The organism is Sungkyunkwania multivorans (assembly GCF_042675645.1).
Taxonomy (GTDB): domain Bacteria; phylum Bacteroidota; class Bacteroidia; order Flavobacteriales; family Flavobacteriaceae; genus Sungkyunkwania; species Sungkyunkwania multivorans.
This window is the reverse complement of the sequence record NZ_JBHTJH010000004.1, coordinates 1,168,933-1,195,116: the sequence shown is the minus strand read 5'-3', so window position 1 is coordinate 1,195,116 and position 26,184 is coordinate 1,168,933. Positions and strand designations below refer to the sequence as shown.

Below are 26,184 nucleotides of genomic sequence, written 5' to 3'. Positions count from 1 at the left end.
TCATTTCGTTAATAGTGCATAGACCTCTTCGATCGAAGTCGTTCCTTCGATCAAAAGTTGTATGGCATTGTCTTTCAGTGTGCGTATCTTATTCTCTTCTAAATAATGATCTATCTCCAATGCATTGTTCTTTATATGGTGAACCAAACCGTTAGTGATCGGAATGATCTCATAGATCGCCTTTCTCCCATGATATCCTGTATGGTAGCAATGTTGACAACCCACAGGGATATGATGTGTCTTGAAGTTATTTGGAATTTCAAATCCCTCGGGAAGCAGCTCCGTTGAAACTTTTTCTTCTTTTTTACAGTGATCACAGAGTTTACGTACCAAACGTTGTGCAACACTGACATTCAGCGTACTCGCGATAAGGAATGATGGAATCCCCATATCTACCAATCTAGATATGGTGGCCCAGGCGGAATTCGTATGGATGGTAGAAAGTACCAAGTGACCGGTCAAGGCGGCTCTGATGGCCATATTGGCCGTTTTGGCATCTCTTATCTCACCCACCATGATCACATCGGGGTCTTGTCGCAAAAAAGTACGCAGTGCCGATGGAAAGTCAAGCCCAATATTTTCCCTAAGCTGTACCTGATTGATTCCTTCCAAGGTGTATTCGATGGGATCTTCGATGGTCAGGATGTTGGTCTTGCTATCATTCAACAGCTTCAAAGTGGCATACAATGTTGTGGTCTTTCCAGAACCGGTAGGTCCAGAAATAAGGATGATACCGTTGGGATTCTTTGTCGCTTCAATGTATCGCTTTAGTTCGATATCGGTAAAGCCTAAGGAGTCCAAATTGATATGATTGGCATCCCTGCTCAGGATACGTAACACGATCTTTTCGCCATGGAGTGTTGGAAGTGAGGAGACGCGGATGTCAAATTCGTCAAATCCGTCACTGATGGTGATCCTTCCATCCTGTGGCAACCGCTTTTCCGATATATCCAATTGCGCTTTGATCTTGATCCTATTGGCAATTACGGGATACTCTTCAATTGGGATGATATATTGTTCCTTTAGCTTCCCGTCCAAGCGAAAGCGCACCCGACACTTCGTTTCGTAAGGCTCAAAATGGATGTCACTGCTTCCGATTTCCTTCGCCGTGAGTAGGATCTTCTCTAGAAAGTCATTGGAGTATCCTAAGTTCTCGGATTCAGATTTCGCTTTCTTTCTATAATTGGTGGCCAGGTATTTTTCAAGATGCTCTTCCGAGACCTCCGAAAGTTCGATGGTTCTATTTAAGAGAATGGTCAGTTCGCCCTTTAGCTTAGCTATGTTTTGAGCATCGGTCGCCAAAGACAAGGTCCCATTTGATTGACCCAGAGGGACGATGCGATAGTGATAGGCCTCATCTGCACTTATGAGCTGTTGCAGCTCTACCGGGATATGGAATTGTTCCTGCTTCATTCGGTTCAGATCAGGTAGGGATTGTTGGTGATTCCCGTCCAAACACCAATTAGTACGAACGAAAAGAAGAGGGCCACATAACCTGCCAACGGGACCGTTGGCTGCTTCATACTGTTTTTTAGGACAAGATGAACTATCAAAGCGAAGAAGATAGCGAACACAAAGAAAGTTATAAAGGATATTGTCGCAAACGAGAATCCCAATGCAATGAACATTAGCACGTCTCCCAATCCAAAAGTGTCACTAAAGTTTTTTTTCATCCTAAGTTTGGCATAGTACCACAAAATTGTAACTATTATAATGACCAATAACAAGTTCATGCCCAGATTCAGAAGAAACTGCACTTTACCTACCTCAAGGAAGTGCAACAAACCAAAGAAAGCAGCAGCGATGGGAAACAAGAACCAATGGACCATCCGCTCTTTCAGATCTTGAAGGGTGATCAGGGCCAAACAGCCCAAGAGTGCTATTTTCAATGCGATGATCAATCCTTTACTATTTGTTTTGGGTTACCATTTTGATCAATTTCCCATACGTTGTAGATGCCATCTCCATCAAAGTCGGTCACTGCTTCCGCACGTGCCTTAAAACTATTGTTGGTCGCTTCGATGATCTCATAGCGATAGTTGGCCTGCCCGTTATCCTTTACTGTTTTTGGAGCTTCATAATCGATCTCATAGAAATCCATGCTGTACTTCGAATACATATAGCGATGGGTGGTCTGCATATTATAGATGGCCTTCAATTGCAGTTGCGCCTCGGTGCTCTTTGCCTTGGTGATCAAAGGCATCAGGCTGGGCATGGCGATCAATAATAGGATTCCTATGATGGCCAGAACGATAAGCATCTCTTGAAGGTTGAATGCCTTTACCTTATTATTCCTTCTATTCGTCTTTTTCATAGTGAAAGGCTTGGTTCTCAAAAATAGAGAACGGTTGAAATATTTATATACGCTCGAAGCGTTTTCAGCTGTGCGTTATTATGATATTAACTGTTTTTATTTTGAAGAATCTAGGATGATTTTATGCTATAGATTCTCTTTTTTCCAAATATATCAATGTCGCAAATATAGATTTCAATTTTTAAAAATCAATTCTGAGTGATAAATAACCTGAAATTATTGCTTGAATGATAGGTCGTCATTTATAAATGGTCAGCACAACTTGTTGCAGGAGATTGTTATTATGCATTGATTTGCTCTATAGAATGAGAAAAAGCAATTTGTCCGAAGAAAAACCGAAAAATGTAAATATCAATTGAATTATCAAACTAGTAAAGAGCGACTTAACGGTGTTTCAATGATTTTTCCTACTATTTTTGACCCTTCTCACCATTTGAGGGGATGTAGAGTTCACTTCATCGAATAAGATGGCATTTGGTCGAGAGTACGGGAAAACCGTAATCGGATTAAGTCCATTTTATATTCATTTGTGCACATATGATCTACGGCATTTAGCCATCAATAACGGATAGTATCCAGCCAAAATTGTTTTTGTTCGAAAGGCTTTAACAATATATGGAATACCAAAAAAAATTGAAGAACGTCGCCCTAAGAAAGTTTTGCCACACACAGAAAAAGCCCAAGATCGATAAGAGTCTAGGCTCAAAGCCTATGCCGTCGGTCTTCCAGCATCCTTTTAACGAGCTAACAGAGAAAGCAAATCAAACAATCAACAATCATAGATAGATGAGAATACTCCTTTTACTATTAATGCTAGTAGGCCCTGCCATGTTCGGACAGGAAGCCGTCGAACTCCCACAAATAGCACCGACAAGTCCAGAAGCTGCGACACTTGGTAAATTTAATAATATACCTGTGTCTTATTTTACAGGGGTCCCTCAAATATCAATTCCTATATTCGGACTTGAAGAGGGATCCATTTCAGTCCCGATATCCCTCGCATATCACTCAGGAGGCATCAGAGTGGATGAAATGGCCACTCGCGTTGGTCTTGGTTGGAAGTTGAATGGTGGCGGCAGTGTCACGAGAATGGTCAGGGGTATTCCAGATGATTCTCCCAATGGCTACATCAACACCTCGACTTCGATTGCAACGCTTTACTCTAGCCCAGACCTATATGATCGACTTTTGGATGTAAATGATCAACAACTGGACCTAGAGTCCGATATATATCACTTCAGCCTGCCTGATGGTACTAGTGGCAAATTCTATTTTGACCAAGGGGGGCAAATCTACACGGTACCAGCCAACAACACAGCCAACATCGCCTATGTGAAGGACGCCAATAACTCCATTAAACAATGGGTGATCACAAGCCCGGTAGGAGTCACCTTCTATCTAGGACAGTCACAGGATGAGACCCGAGAGGCATATGAGAGGTCATCGTCAAAAGTCTATGCATCCATCAGTGGAACACCGGCCTTTAGCTTTCCAGACCCGTCACCATACCTAACCAATTATGTTAATTCTTGGCATCTGCTGGAGATGGATGATCATCTGGGAAATCAAGTATATATAGAGTATGAACCTGAGAGCACGATAAGTTATGTGAGTCTCGGGAGTCAGCATAAAATACTACCTACCTATAACAATCAAGGGTGCACAAGCTATCCGACCCATACCTATACTTTCATGGAGTCCACTTCCAAGGTGAGGAGGATCAGCAAGATCATTGGAAATACCGCAACTATGGAATTCTTTTACGGACAGGACAGACTGGACCTGCTCAATGACAAGGCATTGACGAATATATCTATCAAGGACCCGAATGGCACCATCATAAAGACCTTCGACCTGACCCATGGCTATTTCCAATCGACTAACAACAGTGGCCTTACCTACGGAAATCTTGATCAACGCCAGAAACGACTCTATCTAGAGCATATCATCGAAAACTTAGGAAGCATCAACGAAAAGAAGACCGCTTTTGAATATTACACGGATAATATTTTACCTGACAGATTCTCATATGCGAGAGATTTCTGGGGCTATTATAATGGAAGACATGCGAATGCCTCGTTAATACCCACGGTGGAGTATCAACCATTGATTGTTGCAAACGGTACTTTTTGGGCGGGCTTTGTACAAAACATAGGAGCAGACAGAAAGGTTGATGAGAACTATGCCAAGGCATGTAGCCTAAAGAAGGTCATATATCCGACCGCTGGTTCCACGGAGTATGAAATGGAGTCCAATACGGTTTACGATAACAATGATTATTTCGCCGCGACACGATATTCACAACAGGTCATTGTGACACAACAAACCTTCAACGACCCCAGTAATGTGATTACTATTCCCTTTACCATCGATACCGATGACCCAACGAACTACAACTTTCCTGTAAGCGGTATCATTGACTATGATCTGAAAATGTATAACCACTTGGGCGAAGAGATACCTGTTTGCGGCACCAATGGATTTGATTGTCCACAGGTCAGGATTGATGGTACCAGAGTTACGAATTCTACGGGATCCTTGCATTTCGATAATGGCAACTACAACATCGTCATTGAGAACTATAGCGCCAACTATGGTAACAAGGTAGACGTGAAGATTACCTTGCTAGGTCGCAAACTTCTTGACCCGAGTTCACCGAACGCTCAATATGGTGGATTGCGAGTCAAGTCGATCACTCAGAGGGATATGAATGATACTCTATTGTTGAAGAAGATATATGAGTATGGGCTCTTTGCGGATAGTGGTCATTCAAGCGGACAGGCACTTCATCCACCTGTCTATATCAATTTCAATGCTCCACTCTGTGCTGATAGTAGCAAAAGGACTGCGACCTATGTTTACTCAAATCCGATAAGGCCATTGGACAACGAGTCAGGGTTCAATGTCGGCTATGCCAATGTAACCGAGTCTTTCGACAGTATGCAGACCGGAAAGACGGAATATACATTTAGTTGGGTCGCTCAGGGAATCGGTGGTGATGCGATCAATTATTTTGCCACGGTAGCTTGTAATAGTGGTTGTGACCCTGTCCCAAATCCGAGTAATTCAGAAGAGATACCAAGTGCGCCCCATCATGATCTCGGCCATCGAAGAGGTCTTCTACTAAAGAAGGCCAATTACAGCATGGAACCTGCATCAACCTTTAGACTCCTCAATGAGGAAAGAATAGAATATGCATTCGACTACGGCTCAGACCTTGTTTCTTCTGAGAATGTTATAGTTGCCAAAATGGGAGCATTCATGTTTTACAGAAAATACAAGAACTACAGTAGCTCTATGTTTTCCATAAGGAACACAACCGATTCTTACTACTATGAGGGTGCGAGCATAGATACGGTTAGCGTTTCCAGCGGGACCTTTTATGACTCCTATCCCACGCACTACTTTGCAACCCGCACCGAGACCTCAGACAGCGAAGGCAATACACTGAAGCGTGTAACTACCTATCCAGAGGACCTTATCAGTCCGACGGCGGCGGAACAGGCATTGATTTCCCAGCATCGCCACGCCACGCCAATCGAGGTGAAGATGACAAGGGTGCTGCCCGACAATACCGAAGAGGAGCTATCCACCCAGCATACCCGATACAAGGACTGGGGTAATGGCATTGTCCTACCGGACACCATCAGCATGGCGAAGGGCAATGACAACTTGCAGGCCCGTCTCACCTATCATAAATACGACTCCAGCAGCAATCCCTTGGAGGTGAGTCTCAAGGACGGCACACGGATCAGCTATGTCTGGGGTTACAACGAGCAATATCCCATCGCCAAGCTCGAGCATGCCAGCTACGATACGATGACGACGGCCCAGCTTTCGGCGATCGATACGGTAAAACTGGCCTCGGATGCCGACGTCGACCAGCCAACCGAGCAAGCCTTTCGGAATGCACTGCAGGCCCTCAGGGACAACTTCCCCGATGCCATGGTCAGCACCTACACCTACGACCCACTGGTCGGTGTCACCAGCATGACCGACCCCAGAGGCTACACCATGTACTATGAGTACGACGAGTTCCAGCGGCTGAAGCACGTCAGGGACGCCGAGGGCAACCTTTTGAGCAAGAACGAGTACCACTATGCACAACCACAGAACTAGGAAGCACATGAGAAGATCACTATATACACTTGCAACACTATTGATGTCATCGATGGCGATGGCACAGACACCCACAGAGAACTATGTAAAGACGACCACCTATCAGGTAGCGACCCCGGACGGGGCGGTGACCGCCGATGACAGGATAGAGCAGGTCGGCTACTTCGACGGCCTCGGCCGTGGCAAGCAGACCGTGGCGGTAAGGGCCGCAGGTCGCATCCATGCAATCAACCTCCTGGACTGGAAGAGCGATTGGAGTCTTGGAAGTGGTTCCACCTCCTTCTTCAACAGGTATGGCTCCGAGAGTGAGAACACCAGGGTCTATGACACCATCCACAACGGGGAGGTGCAGTTGGTCTGGAGAGGAGGAAATGACGTTGAGAGCAATTCCGATGGTGGCTGGGAGACCGATTACTTCTTTGTCGACAAGGAGCTAGGCTACCGCTACAGCGTGTGGGTGAAGCGAACGGGTGATGTCAATAACGGGACGACATACCATGGTACGCAGAACGTGCACAAGCTTGATGGAACACCCGTCAGCAATCCCTTCTTCTTCCAAGGCATGCTCCCACAGGCAGATACCTGGTATCTGATGGTCGGGGTGATCCATCCGCACAGTTATACGGGAGGGAACTCTGGTGTTTCTGGAGTATATGACCAAGAGGGGAACAAGGTGATAGGAAGGGCCGACTTCAAGTGGGGTCCCACCACCACTCAGAGTCGCATGCGAAGCTTCATGTATGGTTGTACCGATGTTAATGCGAGACAGTACTTGTACAATCCCATCTTGGAGCACCTTGGGGACAATCTGCTGCCCATTGCGCAATTGGTGGAGGAGTCTGCCGCCAAGGATATCGTCACCCATATGGTATATGACCAGTTCGGGAGGCAGACCAGGGAGTATCTTCCGTATGCCACCTCGGGAACGCAGGCGGGTGACATCTATGTGGACCCCCTTGCCGAGCTTGAGGCCTACTACTTGGACAATTACGGGAGTGACCTCGATGCGAGCGCTCCGAACCCCTATAGCGAGACCCGATTCGAGGCCTCGCCATTGAACCGTCCCTTAGAACAGGGGGCACCGGGAGCGGCATGGGCGGTGGACGCCATTGCCGACACCGACCACACCATCAAGTTCGGCTACCATGCCAACGACAGCCTAGAGGTGAGACTTTTCGAGGTGGACTTCACCAATGGTGATACCCAGCTTCCAACACTCATGGAGGATGACCACTACGCAAAGGGGGAGCTCTACAAGAACGTCACCAGGGACGAGAACTGGCAGCCGGGCCAGACATACCCGAACGACCATACCACCGAGGAGTTCAAGGACAAGCAGGGCCACGTAGTGCTCAAGAGAACCTACGACGCAGGCCTTGCGCACGACACCCAATACGTCTACGACCGCTTCGGCAACCTCACCTTCGTATTGCCACCACTGGCCAGCGAGAATGTCACCATCACCACGGACATCCTGGAGAAGCTCTGCTACCAGTACCGCTATGACCATCGCAACCGACTGGTAGAGAAGAAGCTGCCCGGCAAGGGCTGGGAGTACATCGTCTATGACAGGCTGGACCGCCCAGTGCTCACACAGGACGCCAACCTGAGGGCATCGGGCCAATGGCTGTTCACCAAGTACGATGCCTTCGGCAGGGTGGCCTATACAGGGATGTACGATGACCCGAATCCACAGCTGCCCGATGCACGGGCAAGGAGATTGGCAGTGCAGGACAGCGTCGATGCCCAGACCCAGCTATTTGAGGGAAGGTCAACCGCGGCTATGACACTCGATGGCACATCCATTTACTGGGGGAATGTGGCATTCCCGACCAGTATCGCCGAGCTGCACACCATCAACTACTATGACGACTATGTATGGTACGATTCCGTCCTTCCCAACATAGAGGCCTCCAATGAATTGTCCTACGTACACAATTTTCTCCAAGAAAGCGGGAATAGTGTATCTAGGGTCTGGAGCAATGGTTGGAACTCTGGGTTCCTGACGACCGCAAAGATAGAAGGTGACGGCCATATGGAGTTCACGGCTGGCACAGGGGACAGATCGCTCATGATAGGGCTCTCAGGGGTCAACTCGGCCGAGGACGACAGCTATGCCACCATTGACCATGCCATCTATCTCCATGGCAATGGGAATGTCTACATCTATGAGGAGGGGGTCTCACTGGGCCAAAAGGGCACTTATGTGCAAGGTGACCACTTCAAGGTGGAGCGTCTGGGGGGTACCATCAACTATATAAAGAACGGGGACATTTTCCATAGTTCCCTGACCTTCTACAACGGCGAGCTGGTGGGGGACTCCTCCTTTTACAGCCATGGTGCGAGCATCACTGACCTTCAGGTGGTCAACACGTTGATGGGACAGCCATATGCAGGCAATGTGAAGGGGCTGGCGACCGGGAGCAGGGTCCGGGTATTGGGGACGACCGATTGGGTGACCAGCTACACCCTGTACGACCAAAGGTCCAGACCGATATATTCAGAGTCCCATAACGCACATCTGAACACCACCGACAAGATGTCCACCAAGTTGGACTTCGTGGGCAAGGTACTGCAGACCCGCAATGAACATGATAGGGATGCCAACGAGACCGTCGTCACCGAGGACAATTTCACCTATGACCATATGGGAAGGTCACTTATGCACCTACAAAGAGTGAACGGTGGCCCGGAGGAACTGATCGCGAGCAACCAGTATGATGTCCTGGGGCAGTTGGAAAGCAAGCAGGTGGGGAACAGTGTCTTGGCACCATTGCAGCAGGTGGACTATAGCTACAACATCCGTGGGTGGCTGAAGGGCATCAATGACGTGGAGAGCTTAGGTGATGACCTCTTCGGGTTCAATATCGACTATGATTTACCCACCATGGCCAACATCGATGCCCTCTACAATGGCAACATCAGCCAGACCAGCTGGAGGACGGCCAATGACGGCACCAAGCGCTCCTACGGCTATGGCTACGATGCGCTGAACCGTATCACCAGTGGACACTACGTGGACCATGACAATGCCTCCAACGACGGTCGCTACGACCTCTCTGGCATCGGCTATGACAGGAACGGGAACATCCTGAGCCTGAGCCGCTTTGGGCATACCGACCAGCAGGCCACTACCTTCGGGCAGATGGACCAGCTCATCTACCACTACGATGGCAACCAGCTGCACTCCATGGATGACACCGCGGGCGTGGCGATGGGCTTCAATGACGGGAACACCTCCGATGCGGACCGAAACACTGAGCCTGACAACGACTATGCCTATGACGAGAATGGCAACATGGTCATCGACCGGAACAAGGGCATCACCGACATCACCTACAATCACCTGAACCTGCCGACAAGCGTTACAATAAACAACGGTACGAATGTGGGAAGCATTTCGTACATTTACGATGCCGCGGGGACGAAGCTAAAAAAGGTCGTCAGCGAGGGGAGTTCTGTGACAGTGACGGACTATGCCGGGGCATATAACTATGTCAATGGGGAGCTACGGTTCTTCTCTACACCAGAAGGCTATATGGAGCCGGGGTATGTGGTGACAAGGGATGGAGACCGTATTCTGGTAGATAGGAAGTACGTCTACCAGTACAAGGACCACCTTGGGAACGTGCGGCTCAGCTTTGCAGGTGACAACGAAACGGGTGTCATCCAAATAAGAGAGGAGAACAACTACTATCCCTTTGGGTTACGTCATAAAGGATACAATAATGTCGTGACTTCAACTAATCCAGCACAGAATTATACTTTTAATGGGAAAGAAGAAAACGAAGAACTCGGTCTAAATTGGCACGACTTCGGAGCAAGAAATTACGATGCTTCTTTGGGAAGGTGGATGAATACAGACCCTTTATCGGAAGTAACATATGAACTATCTCCTTATAATTTCACAAAAAACAACCCTATTAAATTTGTTGACCCAAATGGAATGATATGGAAAGACCCAGCGGAAGCTCAAAAATTAAAAGATAAAATAAATGACAGAAAGGCATCACTTGCAAAAACAAAAGCGAAATTACAGGGCAAGTTGGGACAAAAAGGAATTAGTGCTAAAAAACAAGCAAGGTTGCAAGGTAGAATAGCAGACATTGATACACGAGACAAAAGTTTAGATGGAAGCATAAAAGATATTGATGCTTTAGGGGCTGACCAAAATAATACTTATGATTTAGTGAGTAATAGCAATGAAAGAAATCACGTAAAAAAAGGAAGTGATGGAGTTATTAATATTCAAGGTTCTACAGATGCACTTCATATTCACGAAATAAAACATACTGCTTTATCTTTAAGTTCAGCAAGCGGTTTACAATTTAATTCAAAGAACTTCTTAAAACCTGCACTATCTGCAAATGGCTACTTGGATGAAATTGCTGGCTATAAAGCACAATATGGCTATAGCCCATCTTCTTTACCTGGTTCTGTGAGTGATATGAGTGGTATAGATTTGAAATTTTTAGCTCAATTGGTAGATGATAGCAAAAAGCCTATATATAAAGCGTTATATAGGAAGTACAGCAATCAAATTAAGCAACTTAAAATCAATAAGAAAAACAAGAAAAAAAGAGAGAAAAATGGAAATTAAAAAAAGATATATTCTGTTAGTTTTAAGTTTTTTGATAATATCTTGTAGTTCTTACAAGTATTTGTCAGGAGATTTGGAAGGCACTTACAGCAAGACAGACGATAATGATATAAAACTCATATTAAATCAGAAATCATTTTTATATATAAATGAGTATAAGCAAGAACACTTACCAAGCTATGATTGTTGTGATACTATTGCTTATGGAAATTGGAAAATAAATAAAGAAGGATATATAGAATTAACTACACCAGAAGAGATTAGTACATCTTATTTAAATGTCGACGTAATCGAAAAAGAAGTTAAAAAATCTAAAGATTCATTGTATGTTTTTATAGATAATCCAATTGAGAAATTTAGTAAAAATGATAATAGAAAAACCAGTAAGTTATTATATCAATTAGCGATATCTTCAAATAACAACAATTTTGATAATGCAATTGCTTTGAGAAAGTTTGATAAAAATAAGATAGCAATCGCTAAAAAAGACAATGATTTGAAAATTAATTCGATTGAGGTTATTGTTTATGTTCAATCAGATATATCTTTAAGTAATCTTGAATTAAGAGAAGTGTATACAATGCCATATAAAGTTAATAATGCCAACACAAATTCTTTTAATATTAATATTCCTAAACTGAATTATGGTTATTTAAGCTATAAAAGGCTTGAAAATGATTATGTTAAGATTGTAAATAAGCAAAAGTTAGTATGGAATAATGTTGAATTTTTAAGATAGAGATAATATTGTATTAAGTAATAGAGCCACCTTTAACGAGGTGGTTTTGTTATTTATAAGCCAAACGAGTTTTGGCATCACGAAGTAAGGCATCAATATTATAAAGAATCGCTTCCCTATCCTGTTCGGGCAGTTCGCTAATATCTTTTAATCTACGCAACATATCTGCATTTTTAAAAAGCTCGTTGGTATCAGCTTCTCCAACCAAATAAGCCACAGTAGTATCTAAAAGTTCTGCTAACCCGCTCTGCGAAGTCTGTGACTTCGTAGTACGATAAAGTTAGCGTAAGAGAGCGAAGTTTTAAACTTCGCTCAGCGCTACATAAATAAGATTACAATTTTCCTATCTTGTAGCTATGCAAACCGATGGCTACAAGATCAGAGATCAATCGAGACCACACTTCGTAACGTTTACTGTAGTGGGCTGGATCGATGTTTTTTCTAGAAAGGTTTACAAAGACATTGTCCTAGATAGTCTCAACTATTGTATCGACCATAAGGGAATGGTCTTGTTTGGCTATGTGATCATGAGCAACCACATTCATCTGATCATGCAAAGTGAGGATGGTGACCTTTCGGGCTTGATAAGAGATCTTAAAAAGCATACTACGAAAAGGATACTATCTCAAATAAAGGAAGGTCCCGAAAGTAGGCGGGAGTGGATGTTAAAGCTTTTCAGACAGGCCACTAAGACCCACCAACGCAATAAGGAGTTTCAGCTTTGGAGATATGGCAATCATCCCGAGGAAATCGTCACAGAAAAGTTCCTTTGGTCCAAATTGGATTACATTCATTTGAATCCAGTTAGAACTGGTATCGTTAGCAAGGCGTCACACTATTTGTACTCAAGTGCCTCCAATTATGTGAATGATGAAGGTCTGGTTGATATTACCAAGGCAGACAATCCTGTTATCGATGTACATGGCAATGATAAGTTTTGGAAAAGCATCATTTGGTAAGAAAGGCTGTGAAGTTGCAAACTTCGCAGAGCTGGTAGTCAACCAAGGCGATGCAATTTTCCATATCACGAGAAACGAAGACCCTATTTAGTAAGGCAATTCAAAAAAATATCGTAGGGCAGTTGAAGCTTCGAAGTTGCAAACTTCGCAGAGCAGAGGTCGCAATTCACGACCAGAAGACCCCAAAATGAATTTGGGGTAAGTTCAGCAATGTAAATCATAGATTTACTGCTTCACTTACTTGCCAATACAGAAATTCGCAAAGATATTCCCTAACAGGTCATCGCTGGTGATCTCCCCAGTGATCTCCCCAAAATGGTATAATGCTTGTCGGATATCAATGGCCAACAGATCGCCCGAAATGCCCATGGCCAAACCTTCCTGTACTTTTCGGACCTCTTCCAATGCCTTGAGCAAAGCATCATAGTGTCGGGTATTGGTCACGATGGTCTCATTGTTCCGAAGGGCGCCAGTGTTGACCAAACTTAATAAGTGTTCTTGCAGTTTGTCCACGCCCTGGCCGGTTTTGGCAGAGAGTAAAAGATGGTCAGATTTCTCACTAGCGTTCAAAATGACTAAAAGGTTCTTTTCGAGCTTTTGTAGCTTCTCTTTTGACAGTTGATCGACCTTATTGGCAACTACGATCAAGGGTTTCTGCGGATATTTATTTTTTATTTTCTGAATTTCCATAAGAATCAGAGATAATTCTCCCCTTTCGGGGGACCTGCCTGCCGGCAAGGCAGGGATGTCCCGAGTCGGGACAGAGGGGGATTCCATTTTTAACTCCGAACTGTCAACTAGATAAACAACTACCTGCGCCTGCTCGATCTTCTCAAAGGTCTTTTGAATGCCAATACTTTCCACCACATCTTTGGTATCACGTATTCCCGCAGTATCGATAAACCGGAAACCAATACCACCGATAGCGATCTCATCCTCGATGGTATCCCGGGTCGTTCCTGCGATATCGCTTACAATGGCACGTTCTTCATTGAGTAACGCATTCAACAAGGTAGATTTCCCTACATTGGGTTCCCCAACGATCGCTACTGGGATACCATTTTTTATGACATTTCCAACAGCAAAGGAGTCGATAAGTCGCTTCAATACATTCTCAATCCGGTCTAAAAGCTCCTTGAATTGGGTTCGATCTGCAAATTCCACATCTTCCTCTGAGAAATCCAATTCCAATTCTATGAGTGACGCAAAATTCATCAGCTCTTCGCGAAGTTTTTGTATCTCATTAGAAAAACCGCCTCGCATCTGCTGCATGGCGATCTGATGACTCGCCTCATTGTCACTGGCTATCAGGTCGGCAACGGCTTCAGCCTGACTCAGATCCAGCTTCCCGTTCAGGAATGCTCGTAGCGTAAACTCCCCCGCATTTGCCATACGACATCCTTTCCGAAGAAAAAGCTGAATGATCTGCTGTTGAATGTAGGGTGATCCATGACAGGAAATTTCAACGACGTCCTCGCCAGTATACGAATGGGGATTCTTAAAGATGGATACCAATACTTGGTCGTAGGTCTTTGTTTCGTCGACAATATGACCCAAATGAATGGTGTGCGTCTTTTGTTCACTGAGTTCTTTCTCATGTACGGACCGGAATACGGAAGAGGCAATGCCGATCGCATCCTTGCCTGATACTCTGATCACGGCAATAGCTCCTGCACCCGAAGGCGTGGCCAATGCAACTATGGTATCTTGTGTTAGCATATCCGTGATCAGTTCGTTATTAGTTGATACTTCAAAATAAAATTTGTTTAATCTTCCGACTTCCGTCATCGGTCTTCCGTCACCCGTCACCCGTCACCCCTTCCTGCGGCAGGCAGGCGTCTTCCTACACAACTGCAAAAATAATAAACCTCTGACGATGACTTGTAACAAAATCAATGATAATACAACGTATAAGTATCACCAACTAAAATTCATCAATCATGCAATCAGAAGATCGAACATTGTTAATGTTTACACATTTAAGTCAGCTATTGGAGTTTGTCACAGTTATCGGAGGTTTTGTTGTACCCTTGATCCTTTGGGTCGTAAAGCGAAACGAGATCTATAAGATGGACGAGCATGGACGCGCTATCCTCAATTTTCAGATCAGTCTTTTCATTTACACGATCGTATGCATACCGCTGATCCTAGTACTAGGTCTAGGTATCGTCGGACTTGTTTTGCTCGGGATAGCCTCATTTGTTTTACCGATCGTAAATGCGATCAGGGCCAACAATGGGCGAGATCCTTACTATCCGTTGAGCATACCGATTTTATAGCATTCAAAATAAAATCCCGCTGATATAGCGGGATTTCATATATACAATGCCCATTGGGCACCTCACACTTAAAAAATAATTTCTTAGTTATTGAGCATCACTGGCATCACTAACATAGTGATCTGCTCTCCTTCGTCCAATCCATCGATTGGCGTTAAGATGCCCGCTCTGTTAGGCAAACTCATTTCCAGTGAAACTTCACCGGCGTCCAGATTGTTAAGCATTTCAGTTAAGAAACGGGAATTGAAACCTATCTGCATATCATCTCCCTGATAATCGCAGGTCAAACGTTCCTCTGCCTTGTTACTATAGTCGATATCTTCCGCTGAGATATTTAATTCTGAACCTGCCATTTTCAGACGGATCTGATGGGTGGTCTTATTACTGAAGATACTCACACGGCGAACAGAATTCAAAAATTGCATTCTGTCGATACTTAACTTATTCGGATTCTCCTTAGGAATGACCGCTTCATAATTGGGATATTTACCATCGATCAAGCGACATACCAATTCGGTATTGTCAAAACTGAACTTGGCATTGCTCTCATTATATTCTACGGTGACCTCGCTCTCACTTCCAGCCAAAATACCCTTCAAAAGCGTCAAAGGCTTCTTGGGCATAATAAATTCTGCTGTCTGTGCCGCCTGCACGTCACTACGTTGATATTTCACCAATTTGTGAGCATCGGTGGCCACGAAGGTCAAATTCTCTGGAGAAAATTGAAAGAAGACACCGCTCATCACAGGTCTTAGGTCATCATTCCCACTGGCAAATATAGTCTTGCTTATTGCTGTGGCAAGAATATCGCCAAGTATGGTCGTTGTGCTAGGATCCGCCAATTCTACTGCTTTTGGAAACTCTGCCCCATCGGCATATGCCAAGGCGTATTTACCATGGTTTGAACTGATCTCTATGGTGTTGTTGTCTTCTACGACGAAGGTCAACGGTTGCTCTGGAAAGGTTTTTAATGTATCTAACAACAATCTCGCAGGGACGGCCACATTTCCTTCACTCTCAGATTCCACTTCCATCTTGGAGGACATGGTCGTTTCCAGATCTGAAGCCGAAACCGTTAGGGCGTTGCCGTTCAATTCAAAGAGGAAATTATCTAATATAGGAAGGGTGTTGTTGTTATTTATAACGCCACCCAAAACTTGTAGTTGTTTTAATAAGTAAGAACTCGAAACGATGAACTTCATACAAACACTTTATTATTTGGTTCCTGAAAACAGGGATTTTTACTATGAAAAATTGGACAAAATGGCCTTAGGACCATTTGCCATACAAATATATTTCAATTGAAAGGTTTAAGGAAAGAAACTTATCAACATAATTAACGCGTATATCGTCGTTTCCTGATCCAGTTGAACACGACTCCAAAAAGTCCCAAGATGAATAGTGGAAGCCCAATATTAAAGGCCTGCCAGTAGTTACGCTCATCAGCCACTTTTTCTTTGTCTAGAAAGGCGATGGCAATTTCTTTGGATCTGATGTTTATAAGTCCGGTGTCATCCAACAGATAATTGGCACAATTCAGCAAGAATTCCTTGTTCCCATAGGTATTTCCAGTCCATTTATCGAACCCTAATTGTAATGGCCTGCCATTGCGGTCGAGTTGATTCTTTATCACATCACCATCGGCGATAAGGATCATCTTGGTATCGCTGCTTTCTTGCTTGTCATCCGATATCTTTAAAGGTTTCACCCTGTTTTTATATGCTGAAGTGAAAGTGCCCTCCAAAAGTACTGCCAATGGAAGATTTTGTTCATTGAAACTCTGTGGCTCTAACGATTTGGTGGCTTCCTCTAAAGATATCTGTGATGGAATCCCCAATGTTTTAGATAGTGGCGAAGAGGAGAGGAGGATGGTCTTTTTGGTCGCTGCCATTACGGTGTCGATGGTATTGGCAAAGGTGAACTTCACCGTTCCGGTATTGTTAACGATGGGATGCGTGTTCTTTACCACCGTGAGCGGATGATATGGCCACGGTAACGGATTGAATTGTGCATTGTTGCCTTCGCCTGCAGCTAAAACGATTGGAGCATTATAAAGGTCCTTCACCAATTCTGGATTCACCCTTGCACCATACTTGAAGAACATATTCCCTAGATTGAGATCTCGTAAGAACGCGACCCCTTTTCCGGTAGGATTATAGAGGCTGTCCATTTCAATGTTTACCATATCGACCAGCCACATTGCCTTACCGCCATTCATCATATATTGATCTAAGATATATACCTCTTCTTCAGAAAACGATTGCAGTGGTTTCGCAGAAATGAACAGGTCGAATCGCTTGAGATTTTCTAAGGTCTTTGGATGGTCGTCACTCAATGCCTTCATATCAAAAGGTGCGAGATCGTAATATTCATTGAGCGTAGACGCATAGTCGGCTATAAAACGATCATCCAATTCGCCATGACCCTTGAGGATGGCCACCTTTTTCCGATCGGTGTTGGTCAATTTGGCAAAGCCGTCTGCAAAGGCATATTCCAATTGCTGAATGGAGTTGCTGACACGTTGTTCGGAAGTGGCTCCGAGCTCGTTCTTCAACAATGGGATCCGTACCGAACGTTCACCCATATTGGCAATGGCCCACGGAAAAACGATCTCTTGTGATACTTTGTTGTTTTCTGAGATGGTGGCTTGGGCGGGAGTCAAGCCCAATCGCTGAAGATCGTTGACGATCCTATTCGGGTTCTCTTCACCTTCTAAAGGATCCACAAAGTCAAAGATGATATTGTCGTTCTCCGATGCGAATTCTTCAAGCATCTGTCGTGTCTCTACCTGCAATCGTTTAAATTCTGCAGGAAGACTACCGCCAAGCAGCACATCTACAATGATAGCTTCATCCGCATTCGCAACGGTGTTTTTTGCAGCTTTTGAAAGCGTATATCGTTGATCTTGTGTGAGGTCGAAGCGCTGATATAGTTGGTTTCCGACTAAAATGGTCACCGTGGCCGCGGCAATAAATATACCGATTGGTTTTAAAATTGACTTGCTCTCAAGACGCAGTTTTGTCAACAACAAAAACAGCAAGCTCACCACAAGAAAATACAAGACGTCTCTGGTATCGATGACGCCACGTCCCATACTATCGAAATGGGCTTTCATCCCTAGATTTTCTATCAAAAGGGAGTTGTCCTTTAAAAAACCGAAATCAGCGATGCCCTCGAAACCGTAATAGCATAAAAAGGACAGAAAGATGGCGATGATCAGGGCCACGATTTGATTCTCGGATAGGGTAGAGGCAAAAATTCCGATCGCCGTGTAACTTGCAATTAGAAAAAGCAAACCAAAATAGGAGCCAAGCACACTACCGATGTCCAAATTGCCTGCTGGGTTTCCCAATTGCCAAATAGTATAGACATAGAGAAAGGTTGGGATAAGGGCCAATAAGATCAATAGCACGGCGCCAAAGTACTTCCCGAGCACAATTTGCCATAGCGACAACGGTTTGGTGAGCAGCAGCTCTAAGGTGCCTTGCTTCTTTTCATCTGAAAAGCTGCGCATACAAACTGCGGGTATCAAAAAGATCAAGACCCAAGGGGTTAGCGAGAAAAATACCATGAGGTCGGCAAAACCGTAATCCAAAATGTTGAAATTGCTTTCAAACACCCATAGGAAAAGGCCGTTGAGCACCAAGAAGATGGCAATCACCAAATAACCGATCGATGATGCGAAAAAGGTACTTATTTCTCGTTTTATAATTGCTAGCACGTTGTTTAGTTTTCAGTTTTCAGTTTTCAGTTGTCGGTTTTCAGTTTTCGGTTTTCGGTTGTCAGTTGTCGGTTGTCAGTTGTGGGTTTCTCATTAAAGATGATAAAACTTGATCCCTTCAACCTTCGTAATTTATCATCCACAATCCAAAATTCATCATTCATAATTAATCAAGACTCGTCACCTTATCCACGCTCCAAGCTTCTGGTTTGTCATTGAACAAGACCTTGGTCTTTGCCCAAACGTTCTTAAAAAGACCAGATTGTCGATAGTTTTCCAGTGCTTTTTCATTCTCCCAATAACTATAGGTAAAAAAGATGTTATCGTCAGTCTTTCCTCTATATAATTCTAAAAAACGACAGCCTTCAAAATTTCGTATGGCCTTTTTATTCTGATGAAAATTATCGAGGAATTCCTCGATCTTATCAGGATGAAAGCTCATTTTCACGATTCTTATGAACATCTTGTCAATTTAAAATTAAAGAAAGTTGATCGTTACAGAATCCCTAAAGCGCAAACCAAATAAGCTACTCGCTCCACCCACAGTCAAGGGATTACTCTTATAAATAGCCAATTCGATAAAATCTCCAGAATTAAAGATGGCCAGCTTTTTACCGTCCTCTTCACGTCTATGTCTTTCTATGTCAAAGTTAATGGCATCGCTATAGCGGTCATAGATGGCCCTAAACTTATAATTGCGCGCCGAAATCTCATAGGCACGACCTTTTCCTACTTCCTCAAAGATCCTTTTTGTAATATTGGTGACCACATTGCCATAATTGTCAATATAGATAACGCTGCCAATGATCTGGTCTCCTTCGGTATTGACCACAGGTTTAAAACCAGTAAGTTGACGTATCTCTTTGATGGGTTTACCGATGACCTCCAACGTTCCTCCTCTGGCGACATGCGCCGCAACCTGCACAAAGATGTCTGTGTCCGTAAAATCGCTTTCCATTCGATCGTGTATGTTGATGACCACTTGTTTTTCAGCTACCAACTCCGAAGTGATCAGGCTCATTACGCCATTATCCGCACAAATAAAGTAGTGTTCATCCAGTAAAAGCGCAATGTGCTTATTCTCGGGGGTTAGTTCAGAATCAATTCCTATAATGTGAATGCTGCCTTTTGGAAAGCTGTTATATGCATTTTTGATGATATAAGCTGCTTCGATCACATTAAAAGGACTTATGCCATGTGAGATATCAACGATCCTCACATCAGACAACTCATTATAGATCGCTCCCTTGACCGCGCCAATAAAGTGGTCTTTCTCTCCAAAGTCTGTCGTTAAAGTAATGATCGGCGTCAAAGAATTGTTGATATTTTATTAAATTTAAAGTACGATTTGCGCACTGGAATTGGTTATGTTTGTTTTAAACAAAACTAATAAAACAAAAGTATCTACTAACTATTAATATTCCGCTTTTGAACGAAATTGTCATCGAGCTTAACGAAGTGAACCCAAGGGAATTCTTTGGGCAGCAAAATAATAACATCACAGTACTGAAGACCTATTTCCCTAAATTGAAGATCGTTGCAAGAGGGAACAAGATCAAGGCCTTTGGTGAAGAAGCTATCTTAGAAGAGTTTGAAAAGCGTATAGACATGCTGGTTATGCACTTCGGGAAATTTAACAAACTCGATGAAGATACCATCGAGCGCATCCTTACCAGCAATGGACAGCAAGACTATGAGCCACAGTCGATAAAGGCGGACACCCTGGTACATGGTGTAGGTGGGAAGATCATTAAACCACAAACACCAAATCAACAGCGATTGGTGGATCTGATGCAAAAGAACGATATGGTCTTTGCCATTGGTCCCGCCGGTACTGGAAAGACCTACACCGGAGTAGCCTTGGCGGTAAAGGCGCTAAAGGAGAAACAGGTAAAACGTATCATTCTTACACGCCCTGCGGTAGAAGCAGGGGAGAACCTTGGTTTTTTGCCTGGCGACCTCAAAGAGAAACTGGATCCTTATATGCAACCTTTATATGATGCATTGCGAGACATGATCCCTGCAGAAAAATTAGTGAAGTATATCGAAGATGGGGTCATACAGATAGCACCAATGGCCTTTATGCGCGGCCGTACCTTAGACAATGCCTTCGTTATTTTGGATGAAGCGCAAAATACAACGCATGCGCAGATGAAAATGTTTCTAACACGTATGGGCCGAAGCGCCAAGTTTATGATCACAGGAGACCCTGGGCAGATTGACCTTCCACGTAGAGTCATTTCAGGATTGAAAGAAGCGCTGTTGATTTTAAAGGATGTAAAAGGTATCGGAATCATCTATTTAGATGACAAGGACGTGATACGTCATAAGTTAGTGAAGCAAGTTATTGAAGCCTACAAACAAACTGAACATACCAACTGATCATTTACTACAAAAGGGTCTCAAAAACTATCCTTAAAGTTGTCAACACCAACGCAGCATAACAGAACAATGAGCGATACCATTACCGACACCAACTTTAATTTTCCAGGGCAAAAGTCCGTCTATAAAGGAAAAGTACGTGAAGTATACAATATCAATGACGAACTTTTGGTGATGATCGCTAGTGATCGTCTTTCGGCATTTGATGTGGTCATGCCCAAGGGTATTCCTTATAAGGGGCAGATCCTCAATCAGATCGCCACCAAAATGATGAGGGCCACCGAAGACATTGTACCCAATTGGCTGATCGACACTCCAGATCCTAATGTCGCCGTTGGTCTTTTGTGTGAGCCTTTTAAAGTTGAGATGGTGATCAGAGGTTATCTATCTGGCCACGCAGCGAGAGAATACAAAGCTGGTAAGCGCACCATCTGTGGTGTTCCAATGCCAGAAGGCATGAAAGAGAATGACAAATTTCCAGAGCCCATCATTACACCAGCGACCAAAGCAGAAAAAGGGGATCATGATGAAGATATTTCGAGAGAAGATATTTTAAAGAAAGGCATCGTCTCTGAAGAAGATTATGTCATTCTCGAAGACTATACGCGAAAGTTGTTTCAGCGTGGGACGGAGATCGCAGCAGCACGCGGACTGATCTTGGTGGATACCAAATACGAATTCGGAAAGACAAAGGATGGAAAGATCGTGCTGATCGATGAGATCCATACCCCAGACTCTTCACGCTATTTTTATGTTGAAGGCTATCAAGAGCGGCAAGAAGAAGGAGCGCCGCAGAAGCAGCTTTCCAAAGAATTTGTACGTCAATGGTTAATTAGCAACGGCTTTCAAGGATTGGATGGACAAAAAGTTCCTGATATGAGTGATGAATATATCGAAACGGTCTCCGAACGATATATCGAGCTGTATGAGAATATCACGGGCGAGCGATTTATTAAAGCAGACCTTTCGAATATTGAAGCTAGGATTGAAGCGAACGTGAAAGCGTATCTCACTAAATAGGCCAATACTTGAAGATTATGAATGGAGCCTCAAGTATGAGGCTTTTTGTTTTAACAGGACCTTCATCTTTAAATTTTGATAAATATTCGCTAAATTAATATATTTATGCAAAATAAATATATATGAAGCCAGAAGCCTGTCCAAATTGTAGTTCGCCGAGATTTATCAAAGCTGGCATTGTAAGTGAAAGGCAGCGATTCAAGTGTAAGGACTGTAACTACTATTTTACAGTGAACAAACTCGGGAAAAGAATTGACGAATACTATGTGAACAAAGCATTGCAGCTCTATTTAGAGGGGCTTACATACCGAGAGATCGAAAGGATTCTCGGAGTGTCGCACGTGTCCGTGATGAACTGGGTGAAGAAATACAATATTAAAAGACCTTATAACACTTCCTACCATCCTACCTATAAAATACTTAGTTTCTCGGAGTTGAACACCTTCTTCGGCCAACCTCATAATCTGCATGGCGCAGGAATGCTGGTCACCGAACTTGGAGATAAGTTCATGCTCATTAAATGGGAACGCTTTCGCAAGTGATATATATAAAATTAACACTTATATATACTAATTTTTTGTTTCGTTTATTAAAGTTGGAAGTTCGTATTGCACACCATACTATTCATTAACGCATTACTAACCAAAACTTTATTTTATGAAAACATCGCTTAATAAGGCTTTTCTAATAGCCTTATTGTTTTCACTTTCACCAACCTTATTTGCACAAGGCAGTACCGAATATACGGGAGGTTTTAAAGTGAAATTGAACGAAGATGGCACTAAATATTTTAGGATCATCTCATGGGGTCAGTTCTGGGCAGAATACAACGACAATGCTCCCGACGACGTGAGCAAGACCAATCTGAGTATTCGAAGAGCTCGGATTCTTACCTTTGCACAGCTCAACAAAAAATTCATGATCCTTACGCATTTTGGTCTTAATAGCCTCAATGGCGAAAACATTAGTCCAGTGGGTAAGGGAGATTCATCACAATTGTTCTTCCATGACTTTTGGGGCGAATATGCCTTGAGCAGCGACCATGCCATTGGGGCTGGTCTCCATTATTGGAATGGGATCTCCCGTTTGAACAACCAGAGCACCTTGAACATGATGACCTTAGACAATAACCGACAGTCTTGGGCTACCATCGGTCTTTCAGATCAGTTTGCACGTCATATCGGAGTATATTTTAAAGGGAAATTTGGTAAGTTTCAATATCGTGTATCGATTAACGAAGCCGTTGCTGACAACCTTCAAGAGGCCGCAGTTCCAACTCCCGCTGGACCAGCCGTCTATGCAGGACGGAGATTGCTAGGATCTAAAGATGCTGGTAAGACCTTTGCGGGATACTTTGACTATAATTTCTTAGACCAAGAGTCCAATTTCCTTCCCTATAAAGTCGGGTCCTACCTCGGGAGTAAGAAAGTATTTAATGTAGGTGCTGGTTTCTTCTTGCATCCAAGTGGTTCTGTCGTTGCTGACGGCGTGGGCGAATTGTCTGGAGAAGATGTGTCGATCTTTGCCATTGATGCCTTTTACGATGCTCCCATTGGAGATGACGGTTCAGCCATTACAGCGTACGCCACCTTTCAAAACAATGACTATGGAAGAGATTATACGCTCGGAACCACCTACGAAACTGGAAATATGATCTATACCCATGTAGGATATCTTATACCTGGTGATAAGGAGAAAACACGTTTTCAACCGTATTTGTCTTTTAGCAACCGATCTATCGATGCTATAGACAATAACGCCAATAGATTCGGAATAGGGGCCAACGCCTTCTTCACAGGACATCATTCTAAGCTATCCTTAGAATATAGTAATCTAAAGTACGGCGACAATGATGCCGTAAGTGTAATAACGTTGCAAGCAATGGTATATCTATAAAAACCTAAAACTATGACTGACAGAGAGAGAGCGGTAGCTTATTGGAAAGAGAACCTTAAATACCTGATCATTTTATTGGCTATTTGGTTTGTGGTTTCCTACGGAGCAGGAATATTGTTCAAGGACGCCTTGAACACCATTCGACTCGGCGGATTCAAACTTGGATTTTGGTTTGCCCAACAAGGTTCTATCTACACTTTTGTGATACTCATTTTTGTATACGTGAGGTTGATGAACAAACTAGATAAAAAATATGGTTACGACGAGTAATCCTAATTACTAACCAAAAATAATAGTATTATGAGCGTTCAAGCATGGACATGGATTTTAGTTGGGATTACTTTTGCCCTCTATTTCGGAATAGCAATATGGGCAAGAGCAGGTTCTACAAAAGAGTTTTATGTAGCTGGTGGTGGGGTTTCTCCATTAGCTAACGGAATGGCTACAGCAGCAGACTGGATGAGTGCAGCCTCCTTTATCTCGATGGCGGGGTTGATCTCCTTCATGGGATATGATGGTTCGGTATTCCTAATGGGCTGGACAGGAGGTTATGTACTTCTAGCGTTGCTGTTGGCACCGTATCTAAGAAAGTTTGGAAAATTCACCGTCCCCGATTTTATAGGAGATAGATATTATTCCAATACAGCAAGAACCGTTGCGGTTATTTGTGCATTGATCGTGTCATTCACCTATGTGGCTGGTCAAATGAGGGGAGTAGGAATTGTATTCTCACAATTTTTGCAGGTGGATATCAACATCGGAGTGATCATTGGCATGTCCGTAGTACTCGTTTTTGCCTTTTTAGGCGGAATGAAGGGTATCACATACACCCAGGTTGCTCAATATTGTGTATTGATCTTCGCCTTTATGGTGCCCGCATTCTTTATTTCGATGCAGATGACAGGAAACCCAATTCCTCAGATTGGAATGGGTGGCAAAGTGGAAGGAGGGGCTTTCCTTTTAGATAAGCTAGATACCTTACATACACAACTCGGATTCAATGAATATACCGATGGCACCAAATCGACCTGGGATGTTTTTGCGATAACCTTGGCACTAATGGTAGGTACGGCAGGGCTGCCTCACGTTATTGTACGTTTCTTTACGGTCCCTAAAGTAAAGGACGCCCGTAAATCTGCAGGCCTGGCATTGTTATTCATTGCAATACTTTATACCACCGCACCTGCAATCGCAGTATTCGCAAGAACAAATCTCATCGAAACAGTAAGTGAAACGCCGTATACCGATGTACCAGAATGGTTTAAGAATTGGGAAAATACTGGTCTTATCGCATGGTCCGATAAGAACAACGATGGAAAGATTCAGTATGTAGCTGGAAGTGCCTTGGATGGTAAGAAACCGGTTTACATGGCCGAAAGAGGAACTCATGGAGAACGAATGATCTCTAATGCCAATGATGGCAAGAATGAATTATATGTTGATCGTGATATCATGGTACTCGCCAATCCTGAAATTGCCAATTTACCAAACTGGGTAATTGCACTAGTTGCCGCAGGTGGACTTGCAGCAGCTCTCTCTACAGCCGCAGGACTTCTTTTGGTGATCTCAACGTCGATATCACACGATTTGATAAAAAAGCAGATCAAACCGAATATTTCTGAAAAAGGAGAACTTTGGGCAGCACGTATTAGTATTCTTGTTGCTATCATTATCGCTGGTCTCTTCGGAATTTATCCGCCGGGATTTGTGGCGGCGGTCGTGGCGCTGGCCTTTGGGCTCGCAGCGGCCTCGTTCTTCCCTGCCATCATTCTAGGAATATTCGACAAGCGAATGAATAGGCAAGGAGCCGTCACTGGGATGATCGTCGGAATTACTTTGATGCTGTTCTATATGATCCGTTATAAGACAGGATTGATAGGTGTTATGGATGCTCGTCCGGCAAGCGAGTGGTGGTTTGGCACATCGCCCGAAGGCTTCGGAACGATCGCCATGATCGTAAATGTGGTAGTTTCTGTTGTCGTTTCCAGATTAACAGCTGCACCACCAGAAGATGTTCAGGAGATCGTTGAACATATCAGGATCCCAAGCGGAGCAGGGGATGCTTCCTCACATTGATAAAACGTTAGTTAGATAAACGGTGTTGCGCACTATGGCCAACACCGTTTTTTTTCTAACTTTAAGAGTCCAACCAAAA

The 26,184-nt window shown here is 43.8% G+C and carries 20 protein-coding genes; 11 read left to right on the top strand and 9 right to left on the bottom strand.

Going from position 1 to position 26,184, the window contains the following annotated elements:
- The 3 genes from ACFQ1M_RS08405 to ACFQ1M_RS08395 are packed head-to-tail and all read right to left on the bottom strand — an operon-like array spanning position 1 to position 2,314.
- A complete protein-coding gene (locus tag ACFQ1M_RS08405; protein ID WP_386406743.1) occupies positions 1 to 1,413 on the bottom strand; it encodes a GspE/PulE family protein in 1,413 nt (470 codons plus the stop codon).
- Between the two features lie 5 nt (positions 1,414 to 1,418).
- The gene (locus ACFQ1M_RS08400) at positions 1,419 to 1,901 is read right to left on the bottom strand and encodes a hypothetical protein (protein WP_386406741.1); all 483 of its coding nucleotides are present in this window, start codon (positions 1,899 to 1,901) and stop codon (positions 1,419 to 1,421) included.
- Positions 1,898 to 2,314, bottom strand: a complete 417-nt coding sequence (locus ACFQ1M_RS08395; protein ID WP_386406738.1) for a prepilin-type N-terminal cleavage/methylation domain-containing protein — start codon at positions 2,312 to 2,314, stop codon at positions 1,898 to 1,900. The genes ACFQ1M_RS08400 and ACFQ1M_RS08395 overlap by 4 nt, the downstream gene beginning before the upstream one ends.
- Before the next feature lie 786 nt (positions 2,315 to 3,100).
- Here ACFQ1M_RS08395 and ACFQ1M_RS08390 point away from each other — a divergent pair.
- Genes ACFQ1M_RS08390 through ACFQ1M_RS08380 form a run of 3 tightly spaced genes read left to right on the top strand, consistent with a single transcriptional unit; the run spans position 3,101 to position 11,772 of the window.
- The gene (locus ACFQ1M_RS08390; RefSeq protein ID WP_386406735.1) at positions 3,101 to 6,433 is read left to right on the top strand and encodes an RHS repeat domain-containing protein; all 3,333 of its coding nucleotides are present in this window, start codon (positions 3,101 to 3,103) and stop codon (positions 6,431 to 6,433) included.
- A 7-nt stretch (positions 6,434 to 6,440) separates the two neighbouring features.
- On the top strand, positions 6,441 to 11,033 hold the full coding sequence (locus ACFQ1M_RS08385) for a DUF6443 domain-containing protein (protein ID WP_386406732.1): 4,593 nt from the start codon (positions 6,441 to 6,443) through the stop codon (positions 11,031 to 11,033).
- On the top strand, positions 11,023 to 11,772 hold the full coding sequence (locus ACFQ1M_RS08380; RefSeq protein ID WP_386406729.1) for a hypothetical protein: 750 nt from the start codon (positions 11,023 to 11,025) through the stop codon (positions 11,770 to 11,772). The genes ACFQ1M_RS08385 and ACFQ1M_RS08380 overlap by 11 nt, the downstream gene beginning before the upstream one ends.
- Before the next feature lie 49 nt (positions 11,773 to 11,821).
- On the opposite strand, the gene ACFQ1M_RS08375 is transcribed toward ACFQ1M_RS08380, so the two are convergent.
- The gene (locus ACFQ1M_RS08375; RefSeq protein ID WP_386406727.1) at positions 11,822 to 11,989 is read right to left on the bottom strand and encodes a hypothetical protein; all 168 of its coding nucleotides are present in this window, start codon (positions 11,987 to 11,989) and stop codon (positions 11,822 to 11,824) included.
- 139 nt (positions 11,990 to 12,128) lie between these two features.
- Here ACFQ1M_RS08375 and ACFQ1M_RS08370 point away from each other — a divergent pair, with 139 nt between their 5' ends.
- Positions 12,129 to 12,731, top strand: coding sequence for an REP-associated tyrosine transposase (locus ACFQ1M_RS08370; RefSeq protein WP_386406724.1), 603 nt, complete (start codon positions 12,129 to 12,131; stop codon positions 12,729 to 12,731).
- A 237-nt stretch (positions 12,732 to 12,968) separates the two neighbouring features.
- Here the strand turns inward: ACFQ1M_RS08370 and mnmE are convergent, their stop codons facing one another.
- A complete protein-coding gene (gene mnmE, locus ACFQ1M_RS08365) occupies positions 12,969 to 14,450 on the bottom strand; it encodes a tRNA uridine-5-carboxymethylaminomethyl(34) synthesis GTPase MnmE (protein WP_386406722.1) in 1,482 nt (493 codons plus the stop codon).
- A gap of 221 nt (positions 14,451 to 14,671) precedes the next feature.
- Between mnmE and ACFQ1M_RS08360 the strand changes: the two genes are divergently transcribed.
- Positions 14,672 to 15,010: a DUF4870 domain-containing protein gene (locus ACFQ1M_RS08360; RefSeq protein WP_386406719.1), complete on the top strand. Its 339-nt coding sequence runs from the start codon at positions 14,672 to 14,674 to the stop codon at positions 15,008 to 15,010.
- 83 nt (positions 15,011 to 15,093) lie between these two features.
- Here ACFQ1M_RS08360 and dnaN read toward each other — a convergent pair whose 3' ends face one another.
- From dnaN to ACFQ1M_RS08340, 4 genes are all read right to left on the bottom strand, one after another.
- Positions 15,094 to 16,212, bottom strand: coding sequence for a DNA polymerase III subunit beta (dnaN, locus tag ACFQ1M_RS08355; RefSeq protein WP_386406716.1), 1,119 nt, complete (start codon positions 16,210 to 16,212; stop codon positions 15,094 to 15,096).
- A gap of 134 nt (positions 16,213 to 16,346) precedes the next feature.
- Entirely contained in the window at positions 16,347 to 18,731 is a 2,385-nt protein-coding gene (gene gldG, locus ACFQ1M_RS08350) for a gliding motility-associated ABC transporter substrate-binding protein GldG (RefSeq protein WP_386406714.1), read from the bottom strand.
- Between the two features lie 166 nt (positions 18,732 to 18,897).
- Positions 18,898 to 19,194: a putative quinol monooxygenase gene (locus ACFQ1M_RS08345; protein WP_386406711.1), complete on the bottom strand. Its 297-nt coding sequence runs from the start codon at positions 19,192 to 19,194 to the stop codon at positions 18,898 to 18,900.
- Positions 19,195 to 19,209: 15 nt separating this feature from the next.
- Positions 19,210 to 20,043: an SAM hydrolase/SAM-dependent halogenase family protein gene (locus ACFQ1M_RS08340; RefSeq protein WP_386406709.1), complete on the bottom strand. Its 834-nt coding sequence runs from the start codon at positions 20,041 to 20,043 to the stop codon at positions 19,210 to 19,212.
- A gap of 116 nt (positions 20,044 to 20,159) precedes the next feature.
- Between ACFQ1M_RS08340 and ACFQ1M_RS08335 the strand changes: the two genes are divergently transcribed.
- The 6 genes from ACFQ1M_RS08335 to ACFQ1M_RS08310 all read left to right on the top strand — a co-directional run bounded on the left by ACFQ1M_RS08335 (position 20,160) and on the right by ACFQ1M_RS08310 (position 26,105).
- Positions 20,160 to 21,113: a PhoH family protein gene (locus tag ACFQ1M_RS08335; RefSeq protein ID WP_386406707.1), complete on the top strand. Its 954-nt coding sequence runs from the start codon at positions 20,160 to 20,162 to the stop codon at positions 21,111 to 21,113.
- Between the two features lie 69 nt (positions 21,114 to 21,182).
- Entirely contained in the window at positions 21,183 to 22,133 is a 951-nt protein-coding gene (locus tag ACFQ1M_RS08330; RefSeq protein ID WP_386406705.1) for a phosphoribosylaminoimidazolesuccinocarboxamide synthase, read from the top strand.
- Positions 22,134 to 22,255: 122 nt separating this feature from the next.
- Positions 22,256 to 22,675, top strand: coding sequence for an IS1/IS1595 family N-terminal zinc-binding domain-containing protein (locus tag ACFQ1M_RS08325; RefSeq protein ID WP_386406703.1), 420 nt, complete (start codon positions 22,256 to 22,258; stop codon positions 22,673 to 22,675).
- A 115-nt stretch (positions 22,676 to 22,790) separates the two neighbouring features.
- The gene (locus tag ACFQ1M_RS08320; RefSeq protein WP_386406701.1) at positions 22,791 to 24,029 is read left to right on the top strand and encodes a hypothetical protein; all 1,239 of its coding nucleotides are present in this window, start codon (positions 22,791 to 22,793) and stop codon (positions 24,027 to 24,029) included.
- 12 nt (positions 24,030 to 24,041) lie between these two features.
- A complete protein-coding gene (locus ACFQ1M_RS08315; protein ID WP_386406698.1) occupies positions 24,042 to 24,299 on the top strand; it encodes a DUF4212 domain-containing protein in 258 nt (85 codons plus the stop codon).
- A gap of 30 nt (positions 24,300 to 24,329) precedes the next feature.
- Positions 24,330 to 26,105 (top strand): sodium:solute symporter family protein, encoded by a 1,776-nt coding sequence (locus ACFQ1M_RS08310; RefSeq protein ID WP_386406695.1) that lies wholly within the window; start codon positions 24,330 to 24,332, stop codon positions 26,103 to 26,105.
- The last annotated feature ends 79 nt before the right edge of the window (positions 26,106 to 26,184 follow it).

Coding starts and splice junctions, on each gene's coding strand:
- ACFQ1M_RS08405 (WP_386406743.1), bottom strand. CDS start 1,413: ATGAAGCAGGAACAATTCCATATCCCGGTAGAGCTGCAACAGCTCATA.
- ACFQ1M_RS08395 (WP_386406738.1), bottom strand. CDS start 2,314: ATGAAAAAGACGAATAGAAGGAATAATAAGGTAAAGGCATTCAACCTT.
- ACFQ1M_RS08390 (WP_386406735.1), top strand. CDS start 3,101: ATGAGAATACTCCTTTTACTATTAATGCTAGTAGGCCCTGCCATGTTC.
- ACFQ1M_RS08385 (WP_386406732.1), top strand. CDS start 6,441: ATGAGAAGATCACTATATACACTTGCAACACTATTGATGTCATCGATG.
- ACFQ1M_RS08380 (WP_386406729.1), top strand. CDS start 11,023: ATGGAAATTAAAAAAAGATATATTCTGTTAGTTTTAAGTTTTTTGATA.
- ACFQ1M_RS08370 (WP_386406724.1), top strand. CDS start 12,129: ATGCAAACCGATGGCTACAAGATCAGAGATCAATCGAGACCACACTTC.
- mnmE (WP_386406722.1), bottom strand. CDS start 14,450: ATGCTAACACAAGATACCATAGTTGCATTGGCCACGCCTTCGGGTGCA.
- ACFQ1M_RS08360 (WP_386406719.1), top strand. CDS start 14,672: ATGCAATCAGAAGATCGAACATTGTTAATGTTTACACATTTAAGTCAG.
- dnaN (WP_386406716.1), bottom strand. CDS start 16,212: ATGAAGTTCATCGTTTCGAGTTCTTACTTATTAAAACAACTACAAGTT.
- ACFQ1M_RS08345 (WP_386406711.1), bottom strand. CDS start 19,194: ATGTTCATAAGAATCGTGAAAATGAGCTTTCATCCTGATAAGATCGAG.
- ACFQ1M_RS08330 (WP_386406705.1), top strand. CDS start 21,183: ATGAGCGATACCATTACCGACACCAACTTTAATTTTCCAGGGCAAAAG.
- ACFQ1M_RS08325 (WP_386406703.1), top strand. CDS start 22,256: ATGAAGCCAGAAGCCTGTCCAAATTGTAGTTCGCCGAGATTTATCAAA.
- ACFQ1M_RS08320 (WP_386406701.1), top strand. CDS start 22,791: ATGAAAACATCGCTTAATAAGGCTTTTCTAATAGCCTTATTGTTTTCA.
- ACFQ1M_RS08315 (WP_386406698.1), top strand. CDS start 24,042: ATGACTGACAGAGAGAGAGCGGTAGCTTATTGGAAAGAGAACCTTAAA.
- ACFQ1M_RS08310 (WP_386406695.1), top strand. CDS start 24,330: ATGAGCGTTCAAGCATGGACATGGATTTTAGTTGGGATTACTTTTGCC.